The following is a 23,535-nucleotide window of genomic DNA, read 5'->3' on the forward strand; positions in this document are numbered from 1 at the left end:
CATGAAGGAACTTCTGAATGAACTGTTGATGGAAGACAAGACCTTTATCCATGTACCCTTTGGTAACGGCTTTTTTGACATCTATAAGTCTGTGGTTGTTACCTGGGGCATGATACTGGTGGTGACAATACTGGTGATTCTTCTTACCAGCAATCTTAAGGTCCATAATATTTCAAAGCGCCAGGCGGCTTTAGAAAGCGTAGTTCTTGGCCTTAGAAAAATCATGGGCGGGATTCTTGGAGAAGAGGCAGCCGGGTACTGCGACTACATCGTGACTGTACTTGTCTTTATAGCTATTTCCAACATGGTGGGGCTCTTTGGCTTCACACCTCCTACCATGGACCTTAATGTGACAATAGGTCTTTCAATCATGAGTATTGTCCTGGTGGAAATAGCAGGAATCCGTAAAAGAGGACCGGGAGGATGGCTGAAGAGCTTTCTAAAGCCTATGGCAGCCGTACTTCCCATGAACCTTTTAGAGCTGCTGATAAGACCACTATCACTGTGCATGCGACTTTTCGGTAATATCTTAGGGGCCACAGTTATCATGGAGCTTATGAAGCATGTTGTTCCTGTTTTGCTTCCTGCAGCTTTGTCAATTTATTTTGACCTGTTTGACGGTGCCATTCAGGCCTATGTATTTTGTTTCCTGACGTCTCTTTATATTAAAGAGGCAGTTGAAGAGTAGAGCACTTGCTGAGGTCCTTTCGAAGCTAGTGCGAACCTGAAACTTTCACTTAGCGAGGTTCTTTCGAGCATAGTGAAGAGTTTCTACATTAACAAAGGAGGGTAATATGAACATGACAGCTTTAGGAGCAGCTATTGCAGCATTCACAGGTATTGGAGCCGGTATCGGTATCAGCTTTGCAACTGCAAAGGCAACTGACGCCTGCGCAAGACAGCCCGAGGCGGACGGCAAGATCATGAGACTTCTGGTTCTTGGCTGCGCCCTTGCCGAGGCTACAGCTATTTATGGATTCGTTGTTGCTATTATGATCATTCTTTTCTCATGATAGAAAAGTAGAGAGGTGATTTAAGTGTTAAATATTAGTCTTGTAAACATCGCCTTTACAATAATTAATCTTCTGATCCTTTATGTGGTCTTCAAGAAGTTTCTCTTTCAGAGAGTGGATGCAATCCTTAAGATCCGCCAGGAGGAAGTTGACGACGCTACTGAAGCTGCCAACAAGGCAATAGAAGAGGCTGTAGCCACCAAGAGGGAATACGAGCAGAAGATAACTCTTGCCGACGAGGAAAAAGAGACAATCCTTTCTGACATCAAGAAGCAGGGCTTTGATGAGTATGAAAAGATTGTAATGGATGCCCGTAAAAAGAGCGACCAGATCATCAAAGAAGCAAGATACAATGCCAAGGAAGAGGCTAAGAGAGCCAGAGAAGAATATGCCGATGAGCTCAAGGACATGGTAATTGATGCAGCTACCAAAATTGCTGCAACCAAGCATACTTCCGAGGAAGACAAGGAACTTTACGATGCGTTTATTGATAAAGCCGGAGCAGTTAAGTAATGAATAATACTAAAAAAGCTACACTTCGATATGCTGCAACAGCTCCCACCCAGGAACAGATAAACAGTATCAAAGCTGTTTTATCAAAGAACCTTCAGAATGAAGAAGTTGAGATTGAGGCAATTCTCGACCCTTCTGTAGGGGGCGGATTTATCGTAAACTGTGGTAACTTCGAGTATGACTGGAGCGACCAGGGAAGAGCTAAGCAGCTTCGTGCTGAACTTAATACCGCAGCTCTTGGACATGGAGAGGTGATATCCGGAAGGATCATCACCATGTTAAAAGAGAAAGTGGAAGACTTTGAACTTTCAATCAAAGGAAGGGAAGTTGGAGAAGTAACCTGGGTTGGCGATGGCATTGCCAATGTGGACGGTATTGAGCACGCCTTTTACGGCGAAATAATTGAATTTGAAGATGGAACAAAGGGAATGGCCCAGGATATCAGAGATGATCATATTGGGTGTATTCTATTTGGCGACGATACAGGGATACGTCAGGGCACCAGAGCAGTAAGGACCTACAAGGAAGCAGGTGTTCCTGTGGGAGAAGACTTTATTGGCAGAGTGATCGATGCTCTTGGTCAGCCTGTAGATGGCAAAGGGGATATAAAGGAATCTGGATATCGTCCTGTAGAAAATCCTGCGCCTGGTATTGTAGACAGGCAGCCTGTAAATGAACCCATGGAGACCGGCATCCTTTCGATCGATACCATGTTTCCTATTGGAAGAGGACAGCGTGAGCTTATTATAGGTGACAGGCAGACAGGTAAAACTTCTATTGCCCTTGATACCATTATCAATCAGAAGGGCAAGGATGTCATCTGTATTTATGTTGCCATAGGACAGAAGGCTTCTACTGTGGCAAAGATAATCCAGATCCTGAAAAAGAACGGGGCAATGGACTATTCTATAGTTGTCAGCTCTACTGCATCAGACCCATCGCCTCTGCAGTACATTGCGCCTTATTCCGCAACAGCCCTTGCTGAATACTTTATGTATCATGGTAAGGATGTGCTTATTGTTTATGACGATCTTTCCAAGCATGCTGTTGCCTACAGAGCTCTTTCCCTGCTTTTGGAAAGACCTCCGGGACGTGAAGCGTACCCTGGAGATGTTTTCTATCTCCATTCAAGGCTTTTGGAGAGATCCAGCAAGCTTTCCTCTGATCAGGGAGGAGGCTCTATCACAGCACTTCCTATCATTGAGACACTTGCCGGGGATGTATCAGCCTATATCCCTACCAATGTTATATCAATTACTGATGGACAGATTTTCCTTGAAAGTGACCTGTTTTTTGAGGGTATGAGACCTGCTGTAAACGTGGGACTGTCTGTTTCCCGTGTAGGCTCTTCAGCTCAGACCAGGGCCATGAAAAAAGCTACTGGAAGTATCAGGATTGACCTTGCTCAGTACAGGGAAATGGCTGTATTTACACAGTTTTCTTCAGATCTGGATGAGGTTACCAAAAAGCAGCTGACTCATGGAAATGTGCTTATGGAATTGCTTAAGCAGCCTCTTGAGCATCCTTTGGCTATGCATGAGCAGGTTATTATTCTTATTGCTGTAACTTCAGGCAGGATAGATCATATTCCTGTCAGGTTTGTAAGAGAATACAAAGAAAAGCTCATAAGCCACTTTAATTATAACTGCCAGGAGATCTGCGCAGAGATCACAAAGAGCGGCGATCTGACTGAAGCCCTTCGCAAGTCAATACTTGATGAAATTGATGAGTTTAACAAAACTATAGAGGATTATTAAGATTGGCAAATATAAAAGAGATAAAAGAGAGAATAAACTCTATCTCTGACACTAAGAAAATTACAAATGCCATGTACCTTATTTCTTCCACGAAGCTAAGGAAGGCAAGGAAGCTTTTAGGGGATACGGAGCCCTTCTTTTATGCCACAAAGGACATGATAGAAAGGCTTGTGACCAATCTCCCAGAAGGGGTTAAAAATGTCTTTTTGGAAAGTAAGGAGGAAATCCCTGAGGAAAAGAAACGTCGGGGCTATATCGTCTTTACAGATGATAAGGGCCTGGCCGGTTCCTATAACCACAATGTTATAAGAGCGGTTGAGGAGAGGCTTTTGGAGGATAAGGGAAACTATAAGCTCTATGTAATAGGTGAAGTTGGGAGATATCATTTTATCTCAAGGAATATGCCTGTGGATCAGTTTTTTATGTTTACTTCAGCCAATCCAACACTTCACAGAGCCAGAAAGATTTCGGCGGAGATAGTAAATGACTATCAGGAGAGGACTATAGACGAGTTTTATATCTGTTATACAGCAATGAAGGGCGGGACCTGTGAGACGAGGTTTGAGAAGCTCCTTCCACTGGATTTTATAACACAGCTCCACAAAGAAACTATGGAAGATCAGAGCTTTTACAGGGATGAATTTCTTATGGAGCCCAGTCCTTCAGCTATTTTAGACAATATTGTACCGAACTATATAACCGGTTTCATTTATGGCGCTTTAGTAGAGGCCTTTTGCAGTGTTCAGCACTCCAGAATGCAGGCAATGGATTCAGCCAATAAGAACGCAGAGATGATGATGGAAAGCCTTAAGCGCAGTTATAACAGACAGCGCCAGGCAATGATAACCCAGGAGATAACAGAGGTTGTCAGCGGAGCAAAGGCTTTGAAGCGCAGTAAAGAAGCTAAGATGAAGGCCATGAAAAAGTAGATGCAGGAGTGTTGTTCAGTCAGAAATGCGCACTCCGCTGCGCATTTCGTGAGAATGTGATTCAGTAGTGAGCGCATTCCTCGCCGCAGGCGATTTGGAATGAATGCGCGAAACCATTACTGAAGCGAGGCGCAGACGAGTGAACAGTAATAAGAGGTTAAAAGGTGAAAAACGGTAAGATCGTACAGGTCATGGGACCTGTAGTGGATGTACAATTTGAAGATGGCGAACTTCCTTTTATCAGCGATGCTTTAACAGTTACTGTTGGTGATAATAAAAAGGTCATGGAGGTTTCTCAGCATGTTGGCGGAGATATAGTTCGCTGTATCATGCTTTCTCCCAGCGAGGGACTTTCAAAGGATATGGAAGTTGAATGCCCGGGAGGTCCCATAAGCGTTCCTGTTGGGGAAAAGGTTCTTGGAAGACTCTTTAATGTTTTTGGAGAGCCTATTGATAAAAAGGGCAATGTTGAGAGTGAAGAGCTTTGGTCAATCCACAGGAACCCTCCAAGGCTGGTGGATCAAAGCCCTGTTATAGAGGTTTTAGAGACCGGAATTAAGGTAATAGATCTTTTGGCGCCCTATTCAAAGGGTGGAAAGATCGGGCTCTTTGGTGGAGCAGGTGTTGGAAAGACGGTTCTTATCCAGGAACTTATCCAGAATATAGCTACTGAGCATGGAGGGTTTTCCATCTTTACCGGAGTTGGAGAAAGATCCCGTGAGGGCAATGATCTTTGGATGGAAATGAGCCAGTCGGGAGTTATTGATAAGACTGCGCTGGTATTTGGCCAGATGAATGAGCCTCCCGGAGCCAGAATGAGAGTTGCTGAGACCGGTCTTACCATGGCTGAGTACTTCAGGGATGTGAAGAATAAGGATGTACTTCTTTTCATAGATAATATTTTCAGATTTGTTCAGGCTGGGTCTGAAGTTTCTTCCCTTCTTGGAAGAATGCCTTCTGCTGTAGGCTATCAGCCAACGCTGGCTACAGACTTAGGACTTTTGCAGGAGAGGATAGCTTCCACGAATAGGGGCTCTATAACTTCGGTTCAGGCGGTATATGTTCCTGCTGATGATCTTACTGACCCTGCACCTGCTACAACTTTTGCGCATCTTGATGCCACAACGGTCCTTTCCAGAAAGATTGTTGAACAGGGGATATATCCGGCTGTAGATCCACTGGAATCCTCAAGCAGGATCCTGGAGGAATCAATAGTAGGAAAGGCTCATTATGCCACAGCCACAAAGGTTCAGGAGATACTTCAGAAATACAAGGAGCTTCAGGATATTATTGCGATCCTTGGAATGGAGGAGCTTTCTGACGAGGATAAGGCTACAGTTTACAGAGCAAGAAAGATCCAGAGATTCCTTTCACAGCCTTTCCATGTTGCAGAGACCTTTACAGGACTTCAGGGTAAATATGTTCCACTTGCCGAGACCATCAGAGGATTCATGGCAATTATCAGTGGTGAAATGGATAAGTACCCTGAGGCTGCATTTTTCAATGTTGGAACCATAGATGATGTGGTGGAAAAAGCCAAGCAGATAGAGGCTTAGAATAAATGAGTGAGCAAAATATTAAAACTTTCCATTTACAGGTCATGTCTGTTAATGGTACATTTTATGACGACGATGCTTTAGAGATAATCGTTCCTTGTGAGGATGGAGAGATGGCTATCCTCTATGGCCATGAGGAGATGATACTTGCTATCTATGATGGCATTCTTAAGATAAAAAAGCCTGATGGTGAGTGGCTTATCGGTGTTGTAAGTATCGGTTCGTTGCAGGTTACTACAGATAACAGATGTATAGTCATTGTGAACACTGTAGAAAATCCCAAGGATATTGATAAGAGGAGAGCTCAGGAAGCTTACGAGTTTGCTATGGAGCACCTTCAGCAGCAACAGTCAATAAAGGAGTTCAAAAAGTCCCAGGCGGGACTTGCCAGAGCTCTTACGAGGCTTAAGGCTGCATCCAGATATCAGGAATAAAAAGAAAAAAGTTAAGGTTGGTGGATATTTTGAATTTAAGGGATAACATTTTTAGAGCAGGCTCTATAGTTGGAGCAATATGCATGGCAGTAAGTATGCTTTCAGGCTGTGGTAAAAAGGCTACTGATCCGGCACTGGAGGAGTACAAGGCCAGCATGACACAGTTTTATGATCAGCTGACATTCTATGACAATTCCATAAATGCCATAGATCCTGAGTCAGATGGTGCTAAGACAGAACTTCTTGGCTACCTTGATCAGATGAACGAAACCTATAAGACAATGGCAGCTGCTACAATTCCTGATGAGTTTTCAGGAATTTCTGATATAGCATTAGAGGCAGCTGATTACATGGACAAGGCCAATGAGTTCTATCATCAGGCCTATGATAATGAATTTGATAATGACAGCGAGGCTTTGGCAGCCCAGTATTACCAGAGAGCTAATAATAGGGCTCTTGTTATCCTACAGGTTCTTCATGGTGAAGTTCCCGAGGGAGAAGGTATTTCCGTTGAAACCCAGAGTACCTATGAAATCTCTACGATAAATTCTGACGGGGATTCTGAAGAAGGAACTGAGACTGAAGGCGAAACTGAGACTGAGGCACAGCAGGAGTAAGGGGACATGCCTGTTAAAAAAGAGAACAGATTTATCTATGCTGTAAAATTCATAGCCTGCCTCTTTGTTATTACTATTCATGCGCCTCTTCCGGGGCTTTTTGGTGACATAGTGGGAGCAGCTTCAAGATTTGCTGTTCCCTTTTTCTTTGCAGTGGCAGGGAGATTCCTTTTGACCGATGAAAAGGGTGGAGTTATAGAGCTTGTTCATGATATCAGGGACAGGGTTTCTTATAGACTCATTAAACTCCTTAAGGTTACAGGAAAGGTTTACCTTGTCTATCTTATTTATTCCCTGTTTTATGTTTTTTCTACAGGCGCTTCTTTTTCTGAGTGGTTTACCGGAAGATTTAATATGACTGAGCTTATAAACTTTCTTTTGTTTAATTCAGGACGATTTATCTTTGATTCTTCCTATACCTTTGATCACATGTGGTATCTCTTTGCGCTTATATATGTGTATGGACTGATCTTTATTTTTGCCCCGGTCCTTCGAAAATGGTACAAGTGGCTGATAGTTCTTTTAACTGGGCTCTTGTACTTCGGAGAGGCACTTCAGACCTGGTATCCCATAAGGCCCTTTGATATAAGCATCAAAACCTGGTTTATGATGCGTAACTGGCTCTTTGTGGGAATGCCCTTTGTTCTGATGGGGGTACTGTTTGCTGATTATGTGACTTCCAAAAGAGCAGAGCTTGGGGAGGAAGGCTACCTTCAGTGGACTTCAAGGATAAAGCTTCCCTCAATTATTGCAATAGTTTTCGGATTTATTCTTAGCGCTACCGAGCGGTTTGTGATAGACTCAAAGGAAGTATATTTGGGGTCCCTGGTAATAGTGCTTGGAATTCTCTTTTTATCTGAGGCTGTAACTGTAAAGGCTGATGCACTGTATATTCTAGGGAAAAGAGCTTCTTCAAATATCTACTATTATCACGTTCTTGTGATAGCTATTTTGGATTATCTGTCTCAAAGAGGATATATTCTGCAATACAATATGTGGCAGAAGACCGTACTTGTAATGGTTTTATGTGTACTTATCTTTGGAAGCTGGCCTCTTGTGGATCTATGGAAAGGTTTATCGAATGAATAAAGCGCAGTTTCATGATTTTTGTCGGGATAAAATAATATTTTTGGATGGAGCCACAGGCACCAATCTTATGAAGGCTGGAATGCCTGCCGGAGTGTGCCCTGAGGACTGGATCCTTAATCATAAGGAGGTTATGCTTGATCTCCAGAGGTCCTATGCTAAGGCGGGAGCAAACATTGTATATGCTCCAACCTTTACAGGAAATAGGATCAAACTTGAGGATTATGGCCTTTCTGACAGGATAAAAGAGATAAACAGTGAGCTGGTGGCTCTTACAAAAGAGGCTGTTGGAGATAAGGTTCTGGTGGCAGGTGATCTTACCATGACAGGTAAGCAGCTAAAACCTACAGGAGATCTGGACTTTGAGGAACTGATAGATGTCTATAAAGAGCAGATACAGATCCTTGAAGCAGCCGGCTGCGATGTCCTTGTGGTTGAGACAATGATGAGCCTTCAGGAATGCAGAGCAGCTCTTATTGCTGCGAAGGAAGTCAGTGACCTGGCTGTAATGGTCACACTTACCTTTGAGCCTGATGGAAGGACTCTTTTTGGTTCGGATGCCTGTGCTTCAGCAATCTGCCTGGAAGCTCTTGGGGCTGCGGCTGTTGGAGCCAATTGTTCAACAGGGCCCGATAAGATGGAGAGCGTTATAAGGACTATGGCATCTGTGACCAATATTCCCATAATTGCCAAGCCCAATGCAGGACTCCCAACTGTGGATTTTGAAGGTAATACCACCTATGACATGACCTGCGATGTTTTTGTTCCTGAACTTAAAAGGCTTATTGGCGCCGGCGCATCCATTATTGGTGGCTGCTGTGGAACAACTCCTGAATATATAATGGGACTTGTGGATGCTTATAAGGATGTGAAGCCTTCAGAAATAAGAGATGCTGAAGGTAATCCTATTCCCCGTAAAATCGCAGGTAGAAGATATCTTTCCTCTGAGAGAAGAGGTCTTTCCTTTGATCTGGACGGACTCTTTATGATAGTTGGTGAGAGGATCAATCCTACCGGAAAGAAAAAGCTGCAGGCTGAGCTTCGTGAGGGGAACCTGGACATGGTCTGCGAATTTGCCAGAAATCAGGAAGAGGAAGGAGCTTCGATCCTTGATATCAATGTGGGAATGAGCGGTATTGATGAGAAGGAGATGATGCTAACTGTCCTTGATGAAGTTTCTTCAATAACAGACCTTCCGCTCTGTATAGACACATCAAGTCCTGAGGTAATGGAGGAAGCTCTTCGAAGGTATTCAGGACGAGCTCTGATGAATTCCATTTCTTTGGAAAAGGGAAAGGCTGAGAAATTCCTGCCTCTAGCAAAGAAGTATGGTGCAATGTTCGTACTTTTACCTCTTAGCCCCGAGGGACTGCCTAAGAGCTTTGAGGAGAAGATAGGCAATATAAAAGAGTTATCTGGTAAGGCTTACGATATGGGACTTACCATCGAGGATATTGTAGTGGATGGTCTTGTTGCCACTGTTGGTGCGGATCCTGAAGCAGCAAACAATACCCTGGATACCATAAGCTTTTGCCATGACAACGGCTTTGGAACCATCTGTGGTCTTTCCAATATTTCTTTTGGCCTGCCTCAGAGAATGAATGTAAACACAGCCTTCCTTACTATGGCTATTTCCAGGGGACTTACAATGGCAATTGCAAATCCTTCCCAGGAAATGCTGGTAAATGCAGCCTTTGCCTCTGATCTTTTAAGGAACAAAGAAGGTGCAGATATCAGGTACATTCAGAGGATGGACAGGTACGCGGATGCAGGTTCCACGGACAAAAGCGTTAAAGAAGTTAAGTCAGACACTGTAAAAGAGGACGATTTCCTTGCTATAATAAAAAAGGATGTATTGACAGGTGCCAGAAGAACCATTGAAAAGGACACCCAGAAAGCCCTGGATTCCGGAATTGAAGCAAGAGCTATTCTGGACGAAGCACTTATGCCTGCCATAAATGAGGTTGGTGAGTATTTTGACAAGGGAAAGTACTTCCTGCCACAGCTTATTGCCGGCGCAGAAGCCATGAAGCTGTCCATAGCTCTTTTGGAACCCATTCTTGCAAAGGACAGGGATGAAACGAAAGTTCTTCCTACTGTTGTTATTGCTACAGTTCATGGTGATATCCATGATATTGGGAAAAATCTTGTGGCACTAATGCTTAAGAATTATGGTTTTAATGTAATAGACCTTGGAAAGGATGTTCCAAGGGAAGAGATAATAAAGGCTGCCAAGGAAAATGGAGCCAGTATAATTGCTCTTTCAGCGCTTATGACCACTACCATGAAGGAAATGAAAAATGTGGTGGACTATGCTAAGAGCCAGAATTGTGATGCCAGGATAATAATCGGCGGAGCAGTGGTGACTCAGGACTATGCAGATGAGATCGGCGCAGACGGTTATTCAACTGACGCTGCAGATACAGTAAGACTTGTAAAACAGATCCTTAACCTTGAGTGATTGGAGGAAGACAAATGATCGGAGCAGAGGCCATAGTAAAATGCCTTGAAAAGGAAAATACTGAGGTTATCTTTGGATATTCGGGAGTTGCCATCGATCCCTTCTGGAATAAGATACTGTATACAGATATTAAGACCGTGCTAATAAGGACTGAGCAGAATGCTGCTCATTGCGCCAGTGGTTATGCCAGGATAAGTGGTAAAGTTGGTGTCTGTGCAGTAACTTCAGGCCCCGGGGCAACGAATCTTATTACCGGAATTGCTACGGCCTATGCAGACAGTATTCCGCTTATTGCCATAACAGGTCAGGTAAACAGTGATATGATCGGCTCTGATGTTTTCCAGGAGGCTGATATTACAGGTGCTGTGGAATCATTTGTAAAGTACAGCTATCTTATCAGGGATGTGAATGATATTCCAAAGGTCTTTAAAGAGGCCTTCTACATCGCCAGCACAGGAAGAAAAGGACCGGTTCTTATTGATATACCTTTCGATATCCAGACTGCTGAACTTGATGACAAGTTTGTATATCCTGAGACCATTTCCATGAGGTCCTATAAGCCCACTGTTAAGGGGAATATGGTCCAGATCAAGAAGGTCATTAAGGAAGTGGAAAAGGCAAAGAGACCTATTATCTGCGTAGGTGGCGGAGTTCATCTTTCAGGAGCCACAAAGGAACTGGTTAAATTTGCTGAGCTCAATGATGTGCCTGTTGTTTCTACCATGATGGGAATAGGTGCTATGCCTGATGATCATCCTTTATATTTTGGCATGGTTGGTAATAATGGTAAGGCATTTGCCAACAGAGCCATGAACGAGTCAGATCTGCTTCTTATGGTTGGAGCCAGAGTTGCAGACAGGGCTGTTAACAGGCCGGATCTTATTACAGAGAACAAAGTCATGATTCATATTGATGTTGATCCTGCTGAGATCGGCAAGAATGTTGGACCAACAATTCCTCTTGTAGGTGATATCAAGCATATATTTACTGACATTCTTGAAAACGATGATAATGCTGATGACCACAGCGACTGGGTTGAGACCTTAAGGCGCTATCGTGAGGAGATGAGGACTGACAGAGCACCGGCTGCGGAAGGCTATGTTGACCCTGAGATCTTTATCAAGACATTATCAAGAACAATGAAAAATGACGCCATTTATGTGGCAGATGTAGGACAGAATCAGATCTGGTCCTGCGCATATCATATTGTTAAACATGGAAGATTCCTTACTTCCGGTGGAATGGGAACCATGGGCTATTCAATTCCTGCAGCCATGGGAGCTAAGATTGCAGATCCCGGCAAGCAGGTGGTGGTAGTTGTAGGTGACGGAGCATTCCAGATGTCCATGATGGAACTTGCTACAATGCGCCAGTATGGTATTAGAGCAAAGATCGTTGTCATGAATAATGGCTTCCTTGGCATGGTGAGAGAGCATCAGCACTACGCATACAATGACAATTATTCTATGGTAGAACTCAAGGGAGATCCGGATCTTTCCTATCTTTCTAAGGCTTATGGAATGGATTATACGAAGGTGGATGGCAATTCCGATCTTGGTAAGGCGCTTGAAGAATTTCTTAGTAATGATGACTTAAGTCTCATGGAAGTTATGGTTGATCCAATGGCACTTACACGATAAAAGCTTTTTGCGAGGGTGATATGAAAAGAATTTATTCAGTTCTTGTAGAAAACAGAGCGGGTGTGCTCTCAAAAGTAGCAGGTCTTTTCTCCAGAAGGAATTTCAATATTGATTCCATGGTTGTTGGCGAGACAGCTGATAAGGCTGTATCCTGTATGACCATTGTATCAACAGGAGATGAGAGGACTATCGAGCAGATCGAGAAGCAGCTCAATAAAAAGATAGATGTCATTAAGGTAAAGACATTTAAAGAGAGCATGAGTATCAACAGGGAACTCATGCTCATAAAGGTCAAATATAATAAAGAAAACCGCAGGGATATCATGGAGAACTGTCAGATCATGAACGCTCAGATCGTGGACATGTCAAAGAACATGATGATAATCCAGATCTGCGATACCTCAGACAGGATCGAGCTGTTCATTGAAATGCTAAAGAGTGTCAGCATTGTGGAAATAGCCCGTACCGGAACTGTGGCTTTGACAAAATGCAAGGAGCAGTAGTAATACCGCTCCTTTTATTATTTAGTGATTACATTTACAACTGTGTTAAAAAAAGTTCCGGGATCCATGCTGTTTCCGCCGGCAACCTTCTCAAGTTCTTTTTCCTTAATGGGCGTTTTATCCATAACGGGATTCTTTCCGTCCTGTTTCTGATCAATTATGTTCTTTTCTTTGTTTTCCATACTTTAACCTCGCTTTTGCATTTGGCACTTAATGGTCAATCAACCAACCTCATTTATTTATACGAGCTATTATTTTTTCTGGCAATTCTATTTTAACAAATTCTCGATTATTTTTCCAAGTGTGCATTTAAGTCCATCCTCTGGTGCATGTATCTAAATGAAATACTTTAGCACGATAAAATGGCAACAGTTTAAAGTCTAAAAGAAAAGTGATTGACATTGTCCGTTAAGATGGTATAATTTGATTTAAATTGATGCAAAAACGGGTAGTTGAGTGTCAAAATAATATGAAAATCCAGTTAAAACTATAACGTGAATATTAGCGGTTTAAAGTGCTAAAGTACATGCTTGCACACTGGATTTGAAGGGCTTCAAAGGAGAGGCAAAATATGCAGAAAAAGGTCTTTCAGCTTCTGGTTGATAATACCTCGGGTGTTCTGTCGCGAATAGCTGGTCTTTTCTCCAGACGTGGATACAACATTGAGAGTATTACAGCGGGAGTTACTGCTGATCCAAGGTTTACGCGTATCACCATTGTGGCATCAGGTGATGATGTGATACTTGATCAGATCGAGAAACAGGTGGCTAAGCTTGTGGATGTAAGAGATATACATGAGCTATTGCCGGATGACAGTGTTTTCAGAGAGCTTGCCATGGTAAAGGTAAGGGCAGAGGCTGACAAGCGTCAGAGTATCCTTGCTACAGCAAACATTTTCCGTGGGAACATTGTTGATGTAAGTATTGATTCACTGATCATTGAGATCACAGGAAGTCAGTCAAAGGTAGATGCATTTTTAAAGCTCCTGGAAGGCTACGAGATCCTGGAGCTTGCTCGCACAGGTATTGCCGGCTTGGGCCGTGGTACAGATAAAGTTATTTATTTGGATGAATAAAATGAATGGAGGATATGAAACATGTCACAGGAAGCAAGAATTTTTTATCAGGAAGATTGTAACCTTTCTCTCTTGGAGGGTAAGACAATCGCTATTATCGGTTATGGTTCACAGGGTCATGCGCATGCACTTAACCTTAAGGATTCAGGCTGCAACGTAATCGTTGGTCTCTATGAGGGATCAAAGAGCAAGGCTAAGGCTGAGTCTCAGGGACTTAAGGTTTACACTACAGCAGAAGCTGCTAAGATGGCTGACATCATCATGATCCTTATCAATGATGAGAAGCAGGCTAAGATGTACAGAGAAGAGATCGAGCCAAATCTTCAGCCTGGTAACATGCTTATGTTTGCTCATGGTTTTAATGTACACTTTGGTCTTATCAAGGCTCCTAAGGATGTTGACGTTGCTATGATCGCTCCTAAGGCTCCCGGACATACAGTTCGTTCAGAGTACCAGGCAGGAAAGGGAACACCTTGTCTTGTAGCTGTTGAGCAGGATGCTACAGGAAAGGCTCTTGATCTTGCACTTGCTTATGGTGCTGGAATTGGTGGCGCTAGAGCAGGTCTTCTTGAGACAACCTTCAGAACAGAGACAGAGACTGACCTCTTTGGTGAGCAGGCAGTTCTTTGTGGCGGTGTATGCGCGCTTATGCAGGCTGGATTTGATACTCTTGTTGAGGCTGGCTATGATCCAAGAAACGCATACTTCGAGTGTGTTCACGAGATGAAGCTTATCGTAGACCTTATCTATCAGTCAGGTTTCGCAGGAATGAGATATTCAATCTCCAATACAGCTGAGTACGGTGATTATGTAACTGGTCCTAAGCTCATCACAGATGAGACAAAGAATACAATGAAGAAGATCCTTGCTGACATCCAGGATGGAACCTTTGCTAAGGAATTCCTTCTTGATATGTCTGAGGCAGGTGGACAGGTACACTTCCAGGCTATGAGAAAGCTCCATGCTGAGCATCCATCAGAGAAGATCGGTGCTGAGATCAGAAAGCTTTACAGCTGGAACAATGAGTCAGACAAGCTCATCAACAACTAATTTGGCTCGTTGATTGAAAAAGTACACAATTTAGACTAAACTTTAAGAGTGCCATTGGACATCGTGGCACTCTTAATTTTTCGAGAGTTTCCAGGGGAGAAATATGTCGTCAGATACTACAAACAAGGCTAATCTCAAAAATGCACCAATAATAATGTTTTCCAGCGCCTTTGTGATGTACCTGGTGGCTCTGCTTCCCATCTTTATAAAAAGAGGACTTCCATTTTTCTACTACGGTGACTATAACGTTCAACAGGTTCCTTTCTACATCCTGGCCCACAGAGCTGTCAGAAGCGGAGAGTTTTTCTGGAACTGGAATGTGGATCTTGGCGGAACCATGGCAGGTGATTTCTCCTTTTATCTTTGGGGAAGTCCCTTCTTTTGGATCACAGTTCTTTTCCCGGAAGGAGCAATTCCATATCTTATGCCTGTTCTGATGGCTCTTAAGTACGGCGTTGCTGCCTTGTGCGCTTATCTGTATATCAGGCCCTATGTCCACAGGTATCAGTATGCCATGGTGGGAGGGTATCTCTATGCCTTCTGCGGTTTTAATGCCTGCAACATAGTCTTTAATCATTTTACTGATTCAGTGGCTCTTTTTCCTTTATACCTGCTTTTATTTGAAAGGCTTATGGCGGAAAAGACTTTTGATGACAGTGGGAAGCTTGTTCATAGCGGAAAAGCCTTTATCCACTTTGCGCTTATGACTGCCTTTATGTCCATTGTTAATTACTATTTCTTCTTTGGGCAGGTCCTTTTCTTTGTTCTGTATTTCTGCATCCGCTACATCAGAGGGAATTTGGTAAAAGACATTTTCGTGCGCTTTAACAGAGCATTGCTATCAGGACTTCTTGGCGTTCTTATAGCAGGTCTTTTCCTGATGCAGGCCTTTGCCGGAATAAAGGGCAATACAAGGCTCGATAACTTTATTACCGGCTATAATATGCTGGTTTATCCAAGTGGCAAGCTTACCTGGGATATTATAAAGAGCCTTGCCATGCTTCCGGACATTATCGGAAAGGGGACTTTATTCTATACAACTACTGTGAAAAATGCCTCTTTGGCAGCTTATATTCCTATGTTTGGAATAAGTGGAGTAGTGGGCTTTTTCCTTCTTCACAAGAAGAGAAACTGGGAAAAGACACTTATTCTGGTATGCCTTGTAATAGCGATGATTCCGGTGTTCAACTCCGCCTTTTCGCTCTTTAATACCGCCTATTACGCAAGGTGGTTCTATATGCCTATCCTTATCATGTGCCTTATGACTGCGCAGATGGTGGAGAAGGGCAGATCCCCTCAGCTTAAAAAGGGTGCTGTTGCAGCGATAGTATTCTTCCTGGTATTTGTGCTCATATATCTTTTGCCATCTACCAATGATGCAGGAGAAGTGGTGTTCTTCAATATGTCAGATAATAACAGTATCTTTGTAAGAGACCTTCTCTGGACGGCAGTTCTTAGCCTGATGCTCATCGTTACTGTGTTTGTGATACCGAATTTTAAGAAAAAGAATCTTTTCCTGCTTGTTATGGTTATTGCAGCCTGCGTTATTTCTACCTATGTGCCTGTTAAAAACGGAAGCTCTATCATCAGCGAAAAAGGGAAGACAAAGTGGCAGGAGCAGATGCTATTTAACAAGGTTGTGGTTGATCAGGAGCAGTTTTCCAGAGGCGAAGTGGATTCCACATCCACCAATTATGATATGGTCTGGGGAATTCCTTCAATCCACTGTTTCCTTAGCACGGTTCCATCCGAGATATTTGATTTCCTTCAGGGAACAGCTGGTATAACAAGAACTGTAGAGACAAACCTCCCTGTTGAAAGGTGTGGTATCAGGGCGCTGGTTTCAGCCAGATACTACTTCGAGAACGCCATCATCAGTAAGAACAGGGTTTATTACAATGAAGAGGGTACTGATGGATACGTCTTTGCTGATAACCAGGATGGTTTCGATGTGTTCGAAAACTTAAATTTTATTCCTATGGGATTTACCTTTGATCACTATATTACAGAGTCGGAGTGGAGCGATCTTGTTCCTGAAGAACATGACTATGATCTTGTAAGAACCCTTATTCTTCCGGATGAAGTGGCAATCCAGCTTGGGGATAATCTTGATATGGATGAGCTTACGGCTGAGGATCTTACAGAGTATTCGCTTTCTTATTTGGGCTTTACTCAGGAATGCACGGACAGGGCCAGGACTTCCTGCGTCTCCTTTGAAACTGATACTCATGGGTTTAGTGCAAAGACCTCAGAAATAAAAGGGGACAAGCTGATCTTCTTTTCAGTTCCCTGTACAGAAGGCTTTAGATGTACTGTGGATGGAGTTCCAACCAATATCTATAAAGCTGATTACGGACTGATGGCTATCCCTGTTTCCGAAGGGACACATGATATCAGAGTGACATACAGACCGGAAGGACTCATATCCGGACTGATCATGACGGTTCTTGGAATAGCTCTTTTAATTATCTATTCCAGATTAAAAAACATCAATAAAAACGATTAAATTTGTTATGTTACGCTTGGCAAGGGGCTATGTTATATTTACTATTATTCAATTGATAAAAATTATGTAAGGGTAAGGAGAAAAAAGCCATGAGCAAGATGACCATGAGCCAGAAGATTCTGGCAGCCCATGCAGGACTTGAAGAGGTTAAGGCAGGACAGCTTATTGAGGCTGATCTGGACCTGGTTTTGGGGAATGATATCACTAGTCCGGTGGCAATTGGGGAGCTTAAGAAATTCAACAAGGATGGAGTTTTCGATAAGGACAAGATAGCTCTTGTGCCTGATCACTTTGTTCCTAACAAGGACATAAAGTCAGCTGAAAACTGTAAGTGCGTCAGAGAATTTGCCATAAGAAATAACATTACTAATTATTTTGAGGTTGGTCAGATGGGAATTGAGCATGCTCTTTTACCGGAGCAGGGGCTTACACTTCCCGGAAATCTTATTATTGGCGCTGATTCTCATACCTGTACATATGGAGCTTTAGGTGCTTTCTCTACCGGCATCGGTTCTACTGATATGGCAGCCGGAATGGCTACTGGAAAGGCGTGGTTTAAGGTTCCTTCAGCTATTAAGTTTAATATCGTCGGAAAGCCTTCAAAGTGGGTGAGCGGTAAGGATGTGATCCTTCACATTATCGGAATGATCGGCGTGGATGGAGCTCTTTACAAGTCTATGGAATTTGTTGGCGAAGGTATAAAGAACCTTTCCATGGATGACAGATTTACAATAGCAAACATGGCTATTGAGGCAGGTGGAAAGAATGGTATCTTCCCTGTGGATGAAATTGCCATTGAGTATCTTAAAGAACATGCACCGGGCAAGAAATACGAGATCTTTGAAGCTGATCCTGATGCTGAGTATGATGAGGAGTACACTATTGACCTTGGTACTTTGAAGTCTACAGTTTCATTCCCTCATCTTCCTGAGAATACTCATACCTTTGATGATATTCAGGATATTAAGATTGACCAGGTGGTTATTGGTTCCTGCACTAACGGAAGGATCGATGATCTTCGCTGTGCAGCTGCGGTTCTCAAGGACAGACATGTGGCTTTGGGCATCAGATGTATCATTATTCCTGCAACCCAGAAGATTTACCTTCAGGCTATGGAAGAGGGACTTCTTAAGACCTTTGTTGAAGCAGGCGCTATTGTTTCAACACCTACCTGTGGACCTTGCCTTGGAGGATATATGGGAGTTCTTGCTTCGGGCGAGAGATGCGTTTCAACTACCAACAGAAACTTTGTTGGAAGAATGGGCGCTATAGATTCTGAGATTTATCTGGCTTCACCTGCAGTCGCTGCAGCCAGCGCAGTTACAGGAAAGGTTTCTCAGCCTTCCGAGCTTGGACTTTAAAAAACTTCAAATCCTAAATGGTAGAACAGGAGAATTTATAATATGAAAAGCGCAAAAGGAACTGTCTTCAAATACGGAGATAATGTAGATACAGACGTAATAATCCCTGCCAGATATCTTAACAGCACTGATGGAAAAGAGCTTGCCAAGCACTGTATGGAGGATATCGACAAGGAATTCGCAGGAAAGGTTAATGATGGCGACATAATTGTTGCTGATAAGAATTTCGGCTGTGGCTCTTCTAGAGAGCATGCACCACTTGCTATCAAGTGCGCAGGAGTAAGCTGCGTTATTGCCAAGAGCTTTGCCAGGATTTTCTATCGCAACAGCATTAACATCGGCCTTCCTATTATTGAATGTGAAGATGCTCCGGATAACATAAATTCCGGAGACACTGTAAGTATCAATTTTGATACCGGAGTCATCACTAATGAGACCACCGGGAAAACCTTCCAGGGTCAGGCATTTCCACCCTTCATGCAAAAGATCATCGATTCTGAAGGCCTCATAAACTACATCAATAATAAGTGATAAATGCTGACTTTTCTGTGAAATACAACAGGAAAGTCAGTTTTTTTGCGGCTGTTTATATATGGCGTTATCTGCTCAAATGTATTATTATAGTATGGTATGAAATGGTTTGGAGGAGACAGATGGGACGTCTTTTTTGTGTGATCCCTTGCTATAATGAGCAGGAGGTTCTGCCGGAAACTTCAGCACGTATTCGTGCAAAGATCAATGATTTAATTTCAAAAGGAAAGATCGACCCTGACAGCAGAGTTGTATTTGTCAATGATGGTTCAAAGGATGCTACCTGGGAGATAATTACTAAGCTCCATCAGGAAGATCCTGTTTTTCAAGGCATTAATCTCTCGAAGAACATGGGACATCAGAATGCTCTTTTAGCCGGGCTTATGACCGTTAAAGAGATTTGTGATGTTTCTATTTCTATGGATGCGGATCTTCAGGATGACATCAATGCCATCGAGGAGATGATCGACAAGTACAATGAAGGCTGCGACGTTGTTTATGGCGTCAGAAGTGCGAGAACAACAGACACCTTTTTTAAGAGAGCTACAGCTGAGGGCTTTTACAAGGTGATGAATGGCCTTGGAGCTAATACTGTATATAACCATGCGGATTACAGGCTTATGTCCAGGAGAGCTCTTTTGGGTCTTGCGGAATTTGGCGAAGTTAATCTGTTCCTTAGAGGAATTGTTCCCATGGTTGGCTTTAACAGTGATGTGGTCTACTACGAGAGAGCAGAAAGATTTGCCGGAGAGAGCAAATACCCTCTTAAGAAAATGATCAGCTTTGCTATTGAGGGGATCACAAGTCTTAGCACCAAGCCAATTAAGATGATCACCGGCCTTGGGGGCATCATGTTCCTTATCAGTATCGCAGTGCTTATCTATTCCCTTGTCAGGTACTTTACAGGTAATACTGTTTCCGGATGGACAACAACAGTTATATCTGTATGGTTTATTGGCGGAGTTATCATGGTAAGCCTTGGTGTCATTGGAGAGTATATAGGTAAGATATACCTTGAGACCAAGAACAGACCCCGTTTCATCATCGAGTCTTACCTGGATGATGAGCATTAAAAGAAAAAATTATTGGATAGGAGATTTATTTGGAAATGGCAGATGGACACGGCAAGAAGCCAGAAGATTTTAAGAAACAGATGGAAGACAGTATGAGAGCACCTGAAAATGAAAACTCTCATGTTAAGAAGGTTATTGGTATTGTCAGCGGAAAGGGCGGAGTAGGTAAGAGCCTTGTTACCGGACTTTCAGCTATAAGTATGAATAGAAAGGGCTACAAGACAGCTATCCTTGATGCAGATATAACAGGTCCTTCAATCCCCAAGATGTTTGGCATTGGAAGGCTGAATTACGCCGATGAGCAGGGAAATATGCTCCCTGCAACCACAGAGGGCGGAATGAAGATCATGTCCCTTAATATGCTCATGGACAATGAGACCGATCCTGTTGTATGGAGAGGTCCTGTTATTGCAGGTATTGTAAAGCAGTTCTGGTCAGATGTTAACTGGGGGGATATTGATTTTATGTTTGTTGATATGCCACCCGGAACAGGCGATGTGCCTCTTACAGTTTTCCAGTCACTTCCTGTGGATGGAATCATTGTTGTAGCAACTCCTCAGGAACTGGTTGGAATGATCGTTGAAAAGGCCATCAACATGGCTAAGATCATGAATGTACCCGTGCTCGGTATAGTTGAGAACATGAGCTATATGACCTGTCCTCACTGTAATGAGCCTATTTATATCTTTGGTGAGAGCAAGATTGATTCTTATGCAGCAAACCTTGGCCTTAGCGTACTTGGAAAGATTCCTATGGATCCTGACTTTGCAGCAAAGTGCGATGCGGGAAAGGCTGAGGATATTGAATTTGACTGTCTTGACAGCCTTGGATATGTACTTAATGGTCTTATGGAAGAGTAATCGGATAATACATCTTATTATGCGGGGTTAGAGATATGAGCATGAAGCCTGAGAAAAACCAGATTGCCTGGGGTATAACTTTATTCTGCGTAGCTGTAGCTGTTATGCTGGCGTACTATGTTATCTTTGATGGCAAAGATCTGTTAAGGTCACTGGGAAATATAATTGATTCCCTTTCCGGAGTTATTATAGGCATTATCATTGCGTATCTTCTTATCCCTATTCAGGACAGCATTGAAAAGAACATACTTAAGCCTATTTACAAGAAAAAGGGCTATGACATTTCTTTGTCTGTTAACGCAGACCATAAGAAGCGTAAGCAGATGCGAGCTATTGCGGTCGTTGCTACAATGGCATTTTTTGTCCTGATCATTTATATGCTGATAATTATCATTGTTCCACAGCTCATCAGCAGTATTCGTGAGATCATCAATAACCTGCCGATCTATATAAGGAATATTGATGACTATTCCAACTCACTTCTTGTTAATAATCCTGATCTTCAGGAACTAATAGATTCCCAGCTTACAGATTATTACGAGACTCTTTCCGAGTTCGTAACTAAGCATATTAAGCCCTATATTCCTGAGGTAACAACCATTGTTAAGGTTGCTTCCCAGAGTGTTATTTCTGGCGTAAAGGTGGTTATTGACCTTATTGTAGGTCTTATCGTTGCAATCTATGTCCTTAATTCCAAAGAGCGTTTTACAACCCGTGGAAAAAAGCTTGTTTATGCCTTCTTCAAGGAAGATGTGGCAAATGAACTGGTTGGTGGTTTCAGATTTGTAAATAACACCTTTAAGGACTTTATCGGTGGCAAGATCATTGATTCTCTGATAATAGGTATTATCTGTTATATTGGCTGCAAAATGCTTGCCATCAATTATCCGGTGCTGATTTCAGTTATCGTAGGTGTTACCAATATTATTCCTTTCTTTGGTCCTTACATTGGAGGAATAGCAGGAGCTCTTTTGCTTGTGTTGATCAATCCTATAAAGGCGCTAGTTTTCCTTATATTTGTAATTATCTTGCAGCAGTTTGACGGAAATATCCTTGGACCAAGGATCCTTGGAGGTTCAACAGGCCTTTCCAGCTTCTGGGTTATCTTTGCCATTACATTTTTTGGCGGAATCTGGGGAGTTGTGGGATGGCTTATCGGTGTGCCGATCTTTGCTGTATTTTATGCTTTGGTTTCCAGAATTACCAATCATTACCTCAGGAAAAGAAACTTAAGCACTCGGACAGCGGATTACTACGACCTGGCTTATATCGAGGATAATCAGGTTATGCTCCTTAGTGACAAGACCAATCGTAAGTTCCATGCCAGAAGAGAGTCCTCTACCATTAAGAGGATATTCAGTAAACAGGATTCTGACTCCAAACGTTCTACAGATAATAAATCCTGAAATCTTTTTTGTATCAGGCTTGACGATGATAAATAATGAATTATAATGATATTTATTAGTGCTTTGACGCGTTAAAGCACGGGAAGGGGACCAGGTATCATGGCAAAAAAGAATTTGGACTGGGCAAACATAGGCTTTTCCTATATGGTTGCCGACAAAAGATATGTTTCTAATTACAAGGATGGCAAGTGGGATGAGGGAGTCATCACTGAGGACAGCAAGGTAGTTCTTTCTGAGGATGCAGGCGTTCTTCACTATGCACAGGAGTGTTTCGAGGGATTAAAGGCTTACGAGACAGAGGATGGAAGGATCGTTACTTTCAGACCTGACCTTAACGCAAAGAGAATGGTTGACTCAGCTAAAAGGCTTGAGATGCCTCCTTTCCCTGAGGATAGATTTATCAAGGCTGTTGAGGAAGTTGTAGCAGCTAACGCTGACTGGGTTCCACCTTATGGCAGTGGAGCAACTCTTTACATCAGACCCGTAATGTTCGCTACAGGAAATGTTATCGGTGTTAAGCCTGCTGATGAGTATCAGTTCAGAATTTTCGTGACACCGGTTGGACCATACTTTAAGGGAGGCGCTAAGCCTATTACTGTTAAGATAAGTGATTTTGACAGGGCAGCACCTCACGGAACAGGAAATATCAAGGCTGGTCTTAACTACGCTATGAGCCTTCATGCTATTGTTACAGCTCATGACGAGGGATTTGCTGAGAATGTATATCTTGATGCTGAGTCAAGAACCTACATCGAAGAGACAGGCGGAGCTAACATAATCTTTGTTACAAAGGATGGTGGCCTTGTAGTTCCTAAGTCTCACACAGATTCAATTCTTCCTTCAATCACAAGAAGATCAATTGTAACTGTTGCAAAGGATGTTCTTGGACTTAACGTAGAAGAGAGACCTGTTAAGCTTTCAGAGGTTCCTGAATTCGTAGAGATGGGACTTTGCGGAACAGCAGCTGTAATAAGCCCTGTTGGTAAGATCAACGACCACGGCAAAGAGATCGTATTCAAGGATGGATGCGACGAGATGGGACCTGTTATCAAGAAGCTCTACGACACTCTTACAGGAATCCAGATGGGAACTGTTGAAGCTCCCGAGGGCTGGATCCATCAGATCAAAATGTAAAATAATCCACGGTATCGGCTCTGGGGATGA

General features: G+C 42.8%; 22 protein-coding genes. 21 read left to right on the forward strand and 1 reads right to left on the reverse strand.

What is annotated here, in order from left to right:
- Window position 1: 1 nt before the first annotated feature.
- The 12 genes from BO18_RS28640 to ilvN (BO18_RS28695) all read left to right on the forward strand — a co-directional run bounded on the left by BO18_RS28640 (window position 2) and on the right by ilvN (BO18_RS28695) (window position 12,509).
- On the forward strand, window positions 2–688 hold the full coding sequence (locus tag BO18_RS28640; protein WP_034452059.1) for a F0F1 ATP synthase subunit A: 687 nt from the start codon (window positions 2–4) through the stop codon (window positions 686–688).
- 106 nt (window positions 689–794) lie between these two features.
- Window positions 795–1,013, forward strand: a complete 219-nt coding sequence (gene atpE, locus BO18_RS28645) for an ATP synthase F0 subunit C (protein WP_034452061.1) — start codon at window positions 795–797, stop codon at window positions 1,011–1,013.
- 24 nt (window positions 1,014–1,037) lie between these two features.
- On the forward strand, window positions 1,038–1,526 hold the full coding sequence (locus tag BO18_RS28650; RefSeq protein ID WP_034452063.1) for an ATP synthase F0 subunit B: 489 nt from the start codon (window positions 1,038–1,040) through the stop codon (window positions 1,524–1,526).
- Window positions 1,526–3,283 (forward strand): F0F1 ATP synthase subunit alpha, encoded by a 1,758-nt coding sequence (gene atpA, locus BO18_RS28655; RefSeq protein WP_081861320.1) that lies wholly within the window; start codon window positions 1,526–1,528, stop codon window positions 3,281–3,283. Before BO18_RS28650 ends, atpA begins: the two co-directional genes overlap by 1 nt.
- A 2-nt stretch (window positions 3,284–3,285) precedes the next feature.
- Window positions 3,286–4,212 (forward strand): ATP synthase F1 subunit gamma, encoded by a 927-nt coding sequence (gene atpG, locus BO18_RS28660; RefSeq protein ID WP_034452065.1) that lies wholly within the window; start codon window positions 3,286–3,288, stop codon window positions 4,210–4,212.
- 164 nt (window positions 4,213–4,376) lie between these two features.
- Window positions 4,377–5,768: a F0F1 ATP synthase subunit beta gene (atpD, locus tag BO18_RS28665; protein ID WP_081861321.1), complete on the forward strand. Its 1,392-nt coding sequence runs from the start codon at window positions 4,377–4,379 to the stop codon at window positions 5,766–5,768.
- 5 nt (window positions 5,769–5,773) lie between these two features.
- On the forward strand, window positions 5,774–6,202 hold the full coding sequence (gene atpC, locus BO18_RS28670; protein ID WP_034452067.1) for an ATP synthase F1 subunit epsilon: 429 nt from the start codon (window positions 5,774–5,776) through the stop codon (window positions 6,200–6,202).
- A gap of 83 nt (window positions 6,203–6,285) precedes the next feature.
- The gene (locus BO18_RS28675) at window positions 6,286–6,819 is read left to right on the forward strand and encodes a hypothetical protein (RefSeq protein WP_034452068.1); all 534 of its coding nucleotides are present in this window, start codon (window positions 6,286–6,288) and stop codon (window positions 6,817–6,819) included.
- A 6-nt stretch (window positions 6,820–6,825) separates the two neighbouring features.
- Window positions 6,826–7,908, forward strand: a complete 1,083-nt coding sequence (locus BO18_RS28680; RefSeq protein ID WP_034452069.1) for an acyltransferase family protein — start codon at window positions 6,826–6,828, stop codon at window positions 7,906–7,908.
- Complete coding sequence (locus tag BO18_RS28685; protein WP_034452070.1) at window positions 7,901–10,366, forward strand: homocysteine S-methyltransferase family protein; 2,466 nt, start codon at window positions 7,901–7,903, stop codon at window positions 10,364–10,366. The genes BO18_RS28680 and BO18_RS28685 overlap by 8 nt, the downstream gene beginning before the upstream one ends.
- Window positions 10,367–10,380: 14 nt before the next feature.
- A complete protein-coding gene (ilvB, locus tag BO18_RS28690) occupies window positions 10,381–12,006 on the forward strand; it encodes a biosynthetic-type acetolactate synthase large subunit (RefSeq protein WP_034452071.1) in 1,626 nt (541 codons plus the stop codon).
- Between the two features lie 20 nt (window positions 12,007–12,026).
- Window positions 12,027–12,509, forward strand: coding sequence for an acetolactate synthase small subunit (ilvN, locus tag BO18_RS28695; protein ID WP_034452072.1), 483 nt, complete (start codon window positions 12,027–12,029; stop codon window positions 12,507–12,509).
- Between the two features lie 17 nt (window positions 12,510–12,526).
- On the opposite strand, the gene BO18_RS35215 is transcribed toward ilvN (BO18_RS28695), so the two are convergent.
- Entirely contained in the window at window positions 12,527–12,691 is a 165-nt protein-coding gene (locus tag BO18_RS35215; protein ID WP_185752626.1) for a hypothetical protein, read from the reverse strand.
- Between the two features lie 389 nt (window positions 12,692–13,080).
- Between BO18_RS35215 and ilvN (BO18_RS28700) the strand changes: the two genes are divergently transcribed.
- From ilvN (BO18_RS28700) to BO18_RS28740, 9 genes are all read left to right on the forward strand, one after another.
- Window positions 13,081–13,584, forward strand: coding sequence for an acetolactate synthase small subunit (gene ilvN, locus BO18_RS28700; protein WP_034452073.1), 504 nt, complete (start codon window positions 13,081–13,083; stop codon window positions 13,582–13,584).
- A gap of 21 nt (window positions 13,585–13,605) precedes the next feature.
- Entirely contained in the window at window positions 13,606–14,634 is a 1,029-nt protein-coding gene (gene ilvC, locus BO18_RS28705) for a ketol-acid reductoisomerase (protein ID WP_034452074.1), read from the forward strand.
- Between the two features lie 103 nt (window positions 14,635–14,737).
- Window positions 14,738–17,140: a YfhO family protein gene (locus BO18_RS28710; protein WP_034452075.1), complete on the forward strand. Its 2,403-nt coding sequence runs from the start codon at window positions 14,738–14,740 to the stop codon at window positions 17,138–17,140.
- A gap of 89 nt (window positions 17,141–17,229) precedes the next feature.
- Entirely contained in the window at window positions 17,230–18,501 is a 1,272-nt protein-coding gene (gene leuC, locus BO18_RS28715; protein ID WP_081861322.1) for a 3-isopropylmalate dehydratase large subunit, read from the forward strand.
- A gap of 42 nt (window positions 18,502–18,543) precedes the next feature.
- Entirely contained in the window at window positions 18,544–19,032 is a 489-nt protein-coding gene (gene leuD / locus BO18_RS28720; RefSeq protein WP_034452076.1) for a 3-isopropylmalate dehydratase small subunit, read from the forward strand.
- A 122-nt stretch (window positions 19,033–19,154) separates the two neighbouring features.
- Window positions 19,155–20,105, forward strand: a complete 951-nt coding sequence (locus tag BO18_RS28725; protein WP_034452078.1) for a glycosyltransferase family 2 protein — start codon at window positions 19,155–19,157, stop codon at window positions 20,103–20,105.
- 35 nt (window positions 20,106–20,140) lie between these two features.
- On the forward strand, window positions 20,141–20,965 hold the full coding sequence (locus BO18_RS28730) for an Mrp/NBP35 family ATP-binding protein (protein WP_034452079.1): 825 nt from the start codon (window positions 20,141–20,143) through the stop codon (window positions 20,963–20,965).
- A gap of 41 nt (window positions 20,966–21,006) precedes the next feature.
- Complete coding sequence (locus tag BO18_RS28735) at window positions 21,007–22,371, forward strand: AI-2E family transporter (protein ID WP_051689280.1); 1,365 nt, start codon at window positions 21,007–21,009, stop codon at window positions 22,369–22,371.
- Window positions 22,372–22,470: 99 nt separating this feature from the next.
- Complete coding sequence (locus BO18_RS28740) at window positions 22,471–23,505, forward strand: branched-chain amino acid aminotransferase (RefSeq protein WP_034452081.1); 1,035 nt, start codon at window positions 22,471–22,473, stop codon at window positions 23,503–23,505.
- Window positions 23,506–23,535 lie beyond the last annotated feature (30 nt).

The sequence above is a fragment of the Butyrivibrio sp. AE2032 genome, from assembly GCF_000702965.1.

Bases quoted from the DNA above. Each gene is read 5' to 3' on its own strand.
- BO18_RS28640 (WP_034452059.1), top strand. From the start codon at position 2: ATGAAGGAACTTCTGAATGAACTGTTGATGGAAGACAAGACCTTTATC.
- atpE (WP_034452061.1), top strand. From the start codon at position 795: ATGAACATGACAGCTTTAGGAGCAGCTATTGCAGCATTCACAGGTATT.
- atpA (WP_081861320.1), top strand. From the start codon at position 1,526: ATGAATAATACTAAAAAAGCTACACTTCGATATGCTGCAACAGCTCCC.
- atpC (WP_034452067.1), top strand. From the start codon at position 5,774: ATGAGTGAGCAAAATATTAAAACTTTCCATTTACAGGTCATGTCTGTT.
- BO18_RS28675 (WP_034452068.1), top strand. From the start codon at position 6,286: ATGGCAGTAAGTATGCTTTCAGGCTGTGGTAAAAAGGCTACTGATCCG.
- BO18_RS28680 (WP_034452069.1), top strand. From the start codon at position 6,826: ATGCCTGTTAAAAAAGAGAACAGATTTATCTATGCTGTAAAATTCATA.
- BO18_RS28685 (WP_034452070.1), top strand. From the start codon at position 7,901: ATGAATAAAGCGCAGTTTCATGATTTTTGTCGGGATAAAATAATATTT.
- ilvB (WP_034452071.1), top strand. From the start codon at position 10,381: ATGATCGGAGCAGAGGCCATAGTAAAATGCCTTGAAAAGGAAAATACT.
- ilvN (WP_034452072.1), top strand. From the start codon at position 12,027: ATGAAAAGAATTTATTCAGTTCTTGTAGAAAACAGAGCGGGTGTGCTC.
- BO18_RS35215 (WP_185752626.1), bottom strand. From the start codon at position 12,691: ATGGAAAACAAAGAAAAGAACATAATTGATCAGAAACAGGACGGAAAG.
- ilvN (WP_034452073.1), top strand. From the start codon at position 13,081: ATGCAGAAAAAGGTCTTTCAGCTTCTGGTTGATAATACCTCGGGTGTT.
- ilvC (WP_034452074.1), top strand. From the start codon at position 13,606: ATGTCACAGGAAGCAAGAATTTTTTATCAGGAAGATTGTAACCTTTCT.
- BO18_RS28710 (WP_034452075.1), top strand. From the start codon at position 14,738: ATGTCGTCAGATACTACAAACAAGGCTAATCTCAAAAATGCACCAATA.
- leuC (WP_081861322.1), top strand. From the start codon at position 17,230: ATGAGCAAGATGACCATGAGCCAGAAGATTCTGGCAGCCCATGCAGGA.
- leuD (WP_034452076.1), top strand. From the start codon at position 18,544: ATGAAAAGCGCAAAAGGAACTGTCTTCAAATACGGAGATAATGTAGAT.
- BO18_RS28725 (WP_034452078.1), top strand. From the start codon at position 19,155: ATGGGACGTCTTTTTTGTGTGATCCCTTGCTATAATGAGCAGGAGGTT.
- BO18_RS28730 (WP_034452079.1), top strand. From the start codon at position 20,141: ATGGCAGATGGACACGGCAAGAAGCCAGAAGATTTTAAGAAACAGATG.
- BO18_RS28735 (WP_051689280.1), top strand. From the start codon at position 21,007: ATGAAGCCTGAGAAAAACCAGATTGCCTGGGGTATAACTTTATTCTGC.
- BO18_RS28740 (WP_034452081.1), top strand. From the start codon at position 22,471: ATGGCAAAAAAGAATTTGGACTGGGCAAACATAGGCTTTTCCTATATG.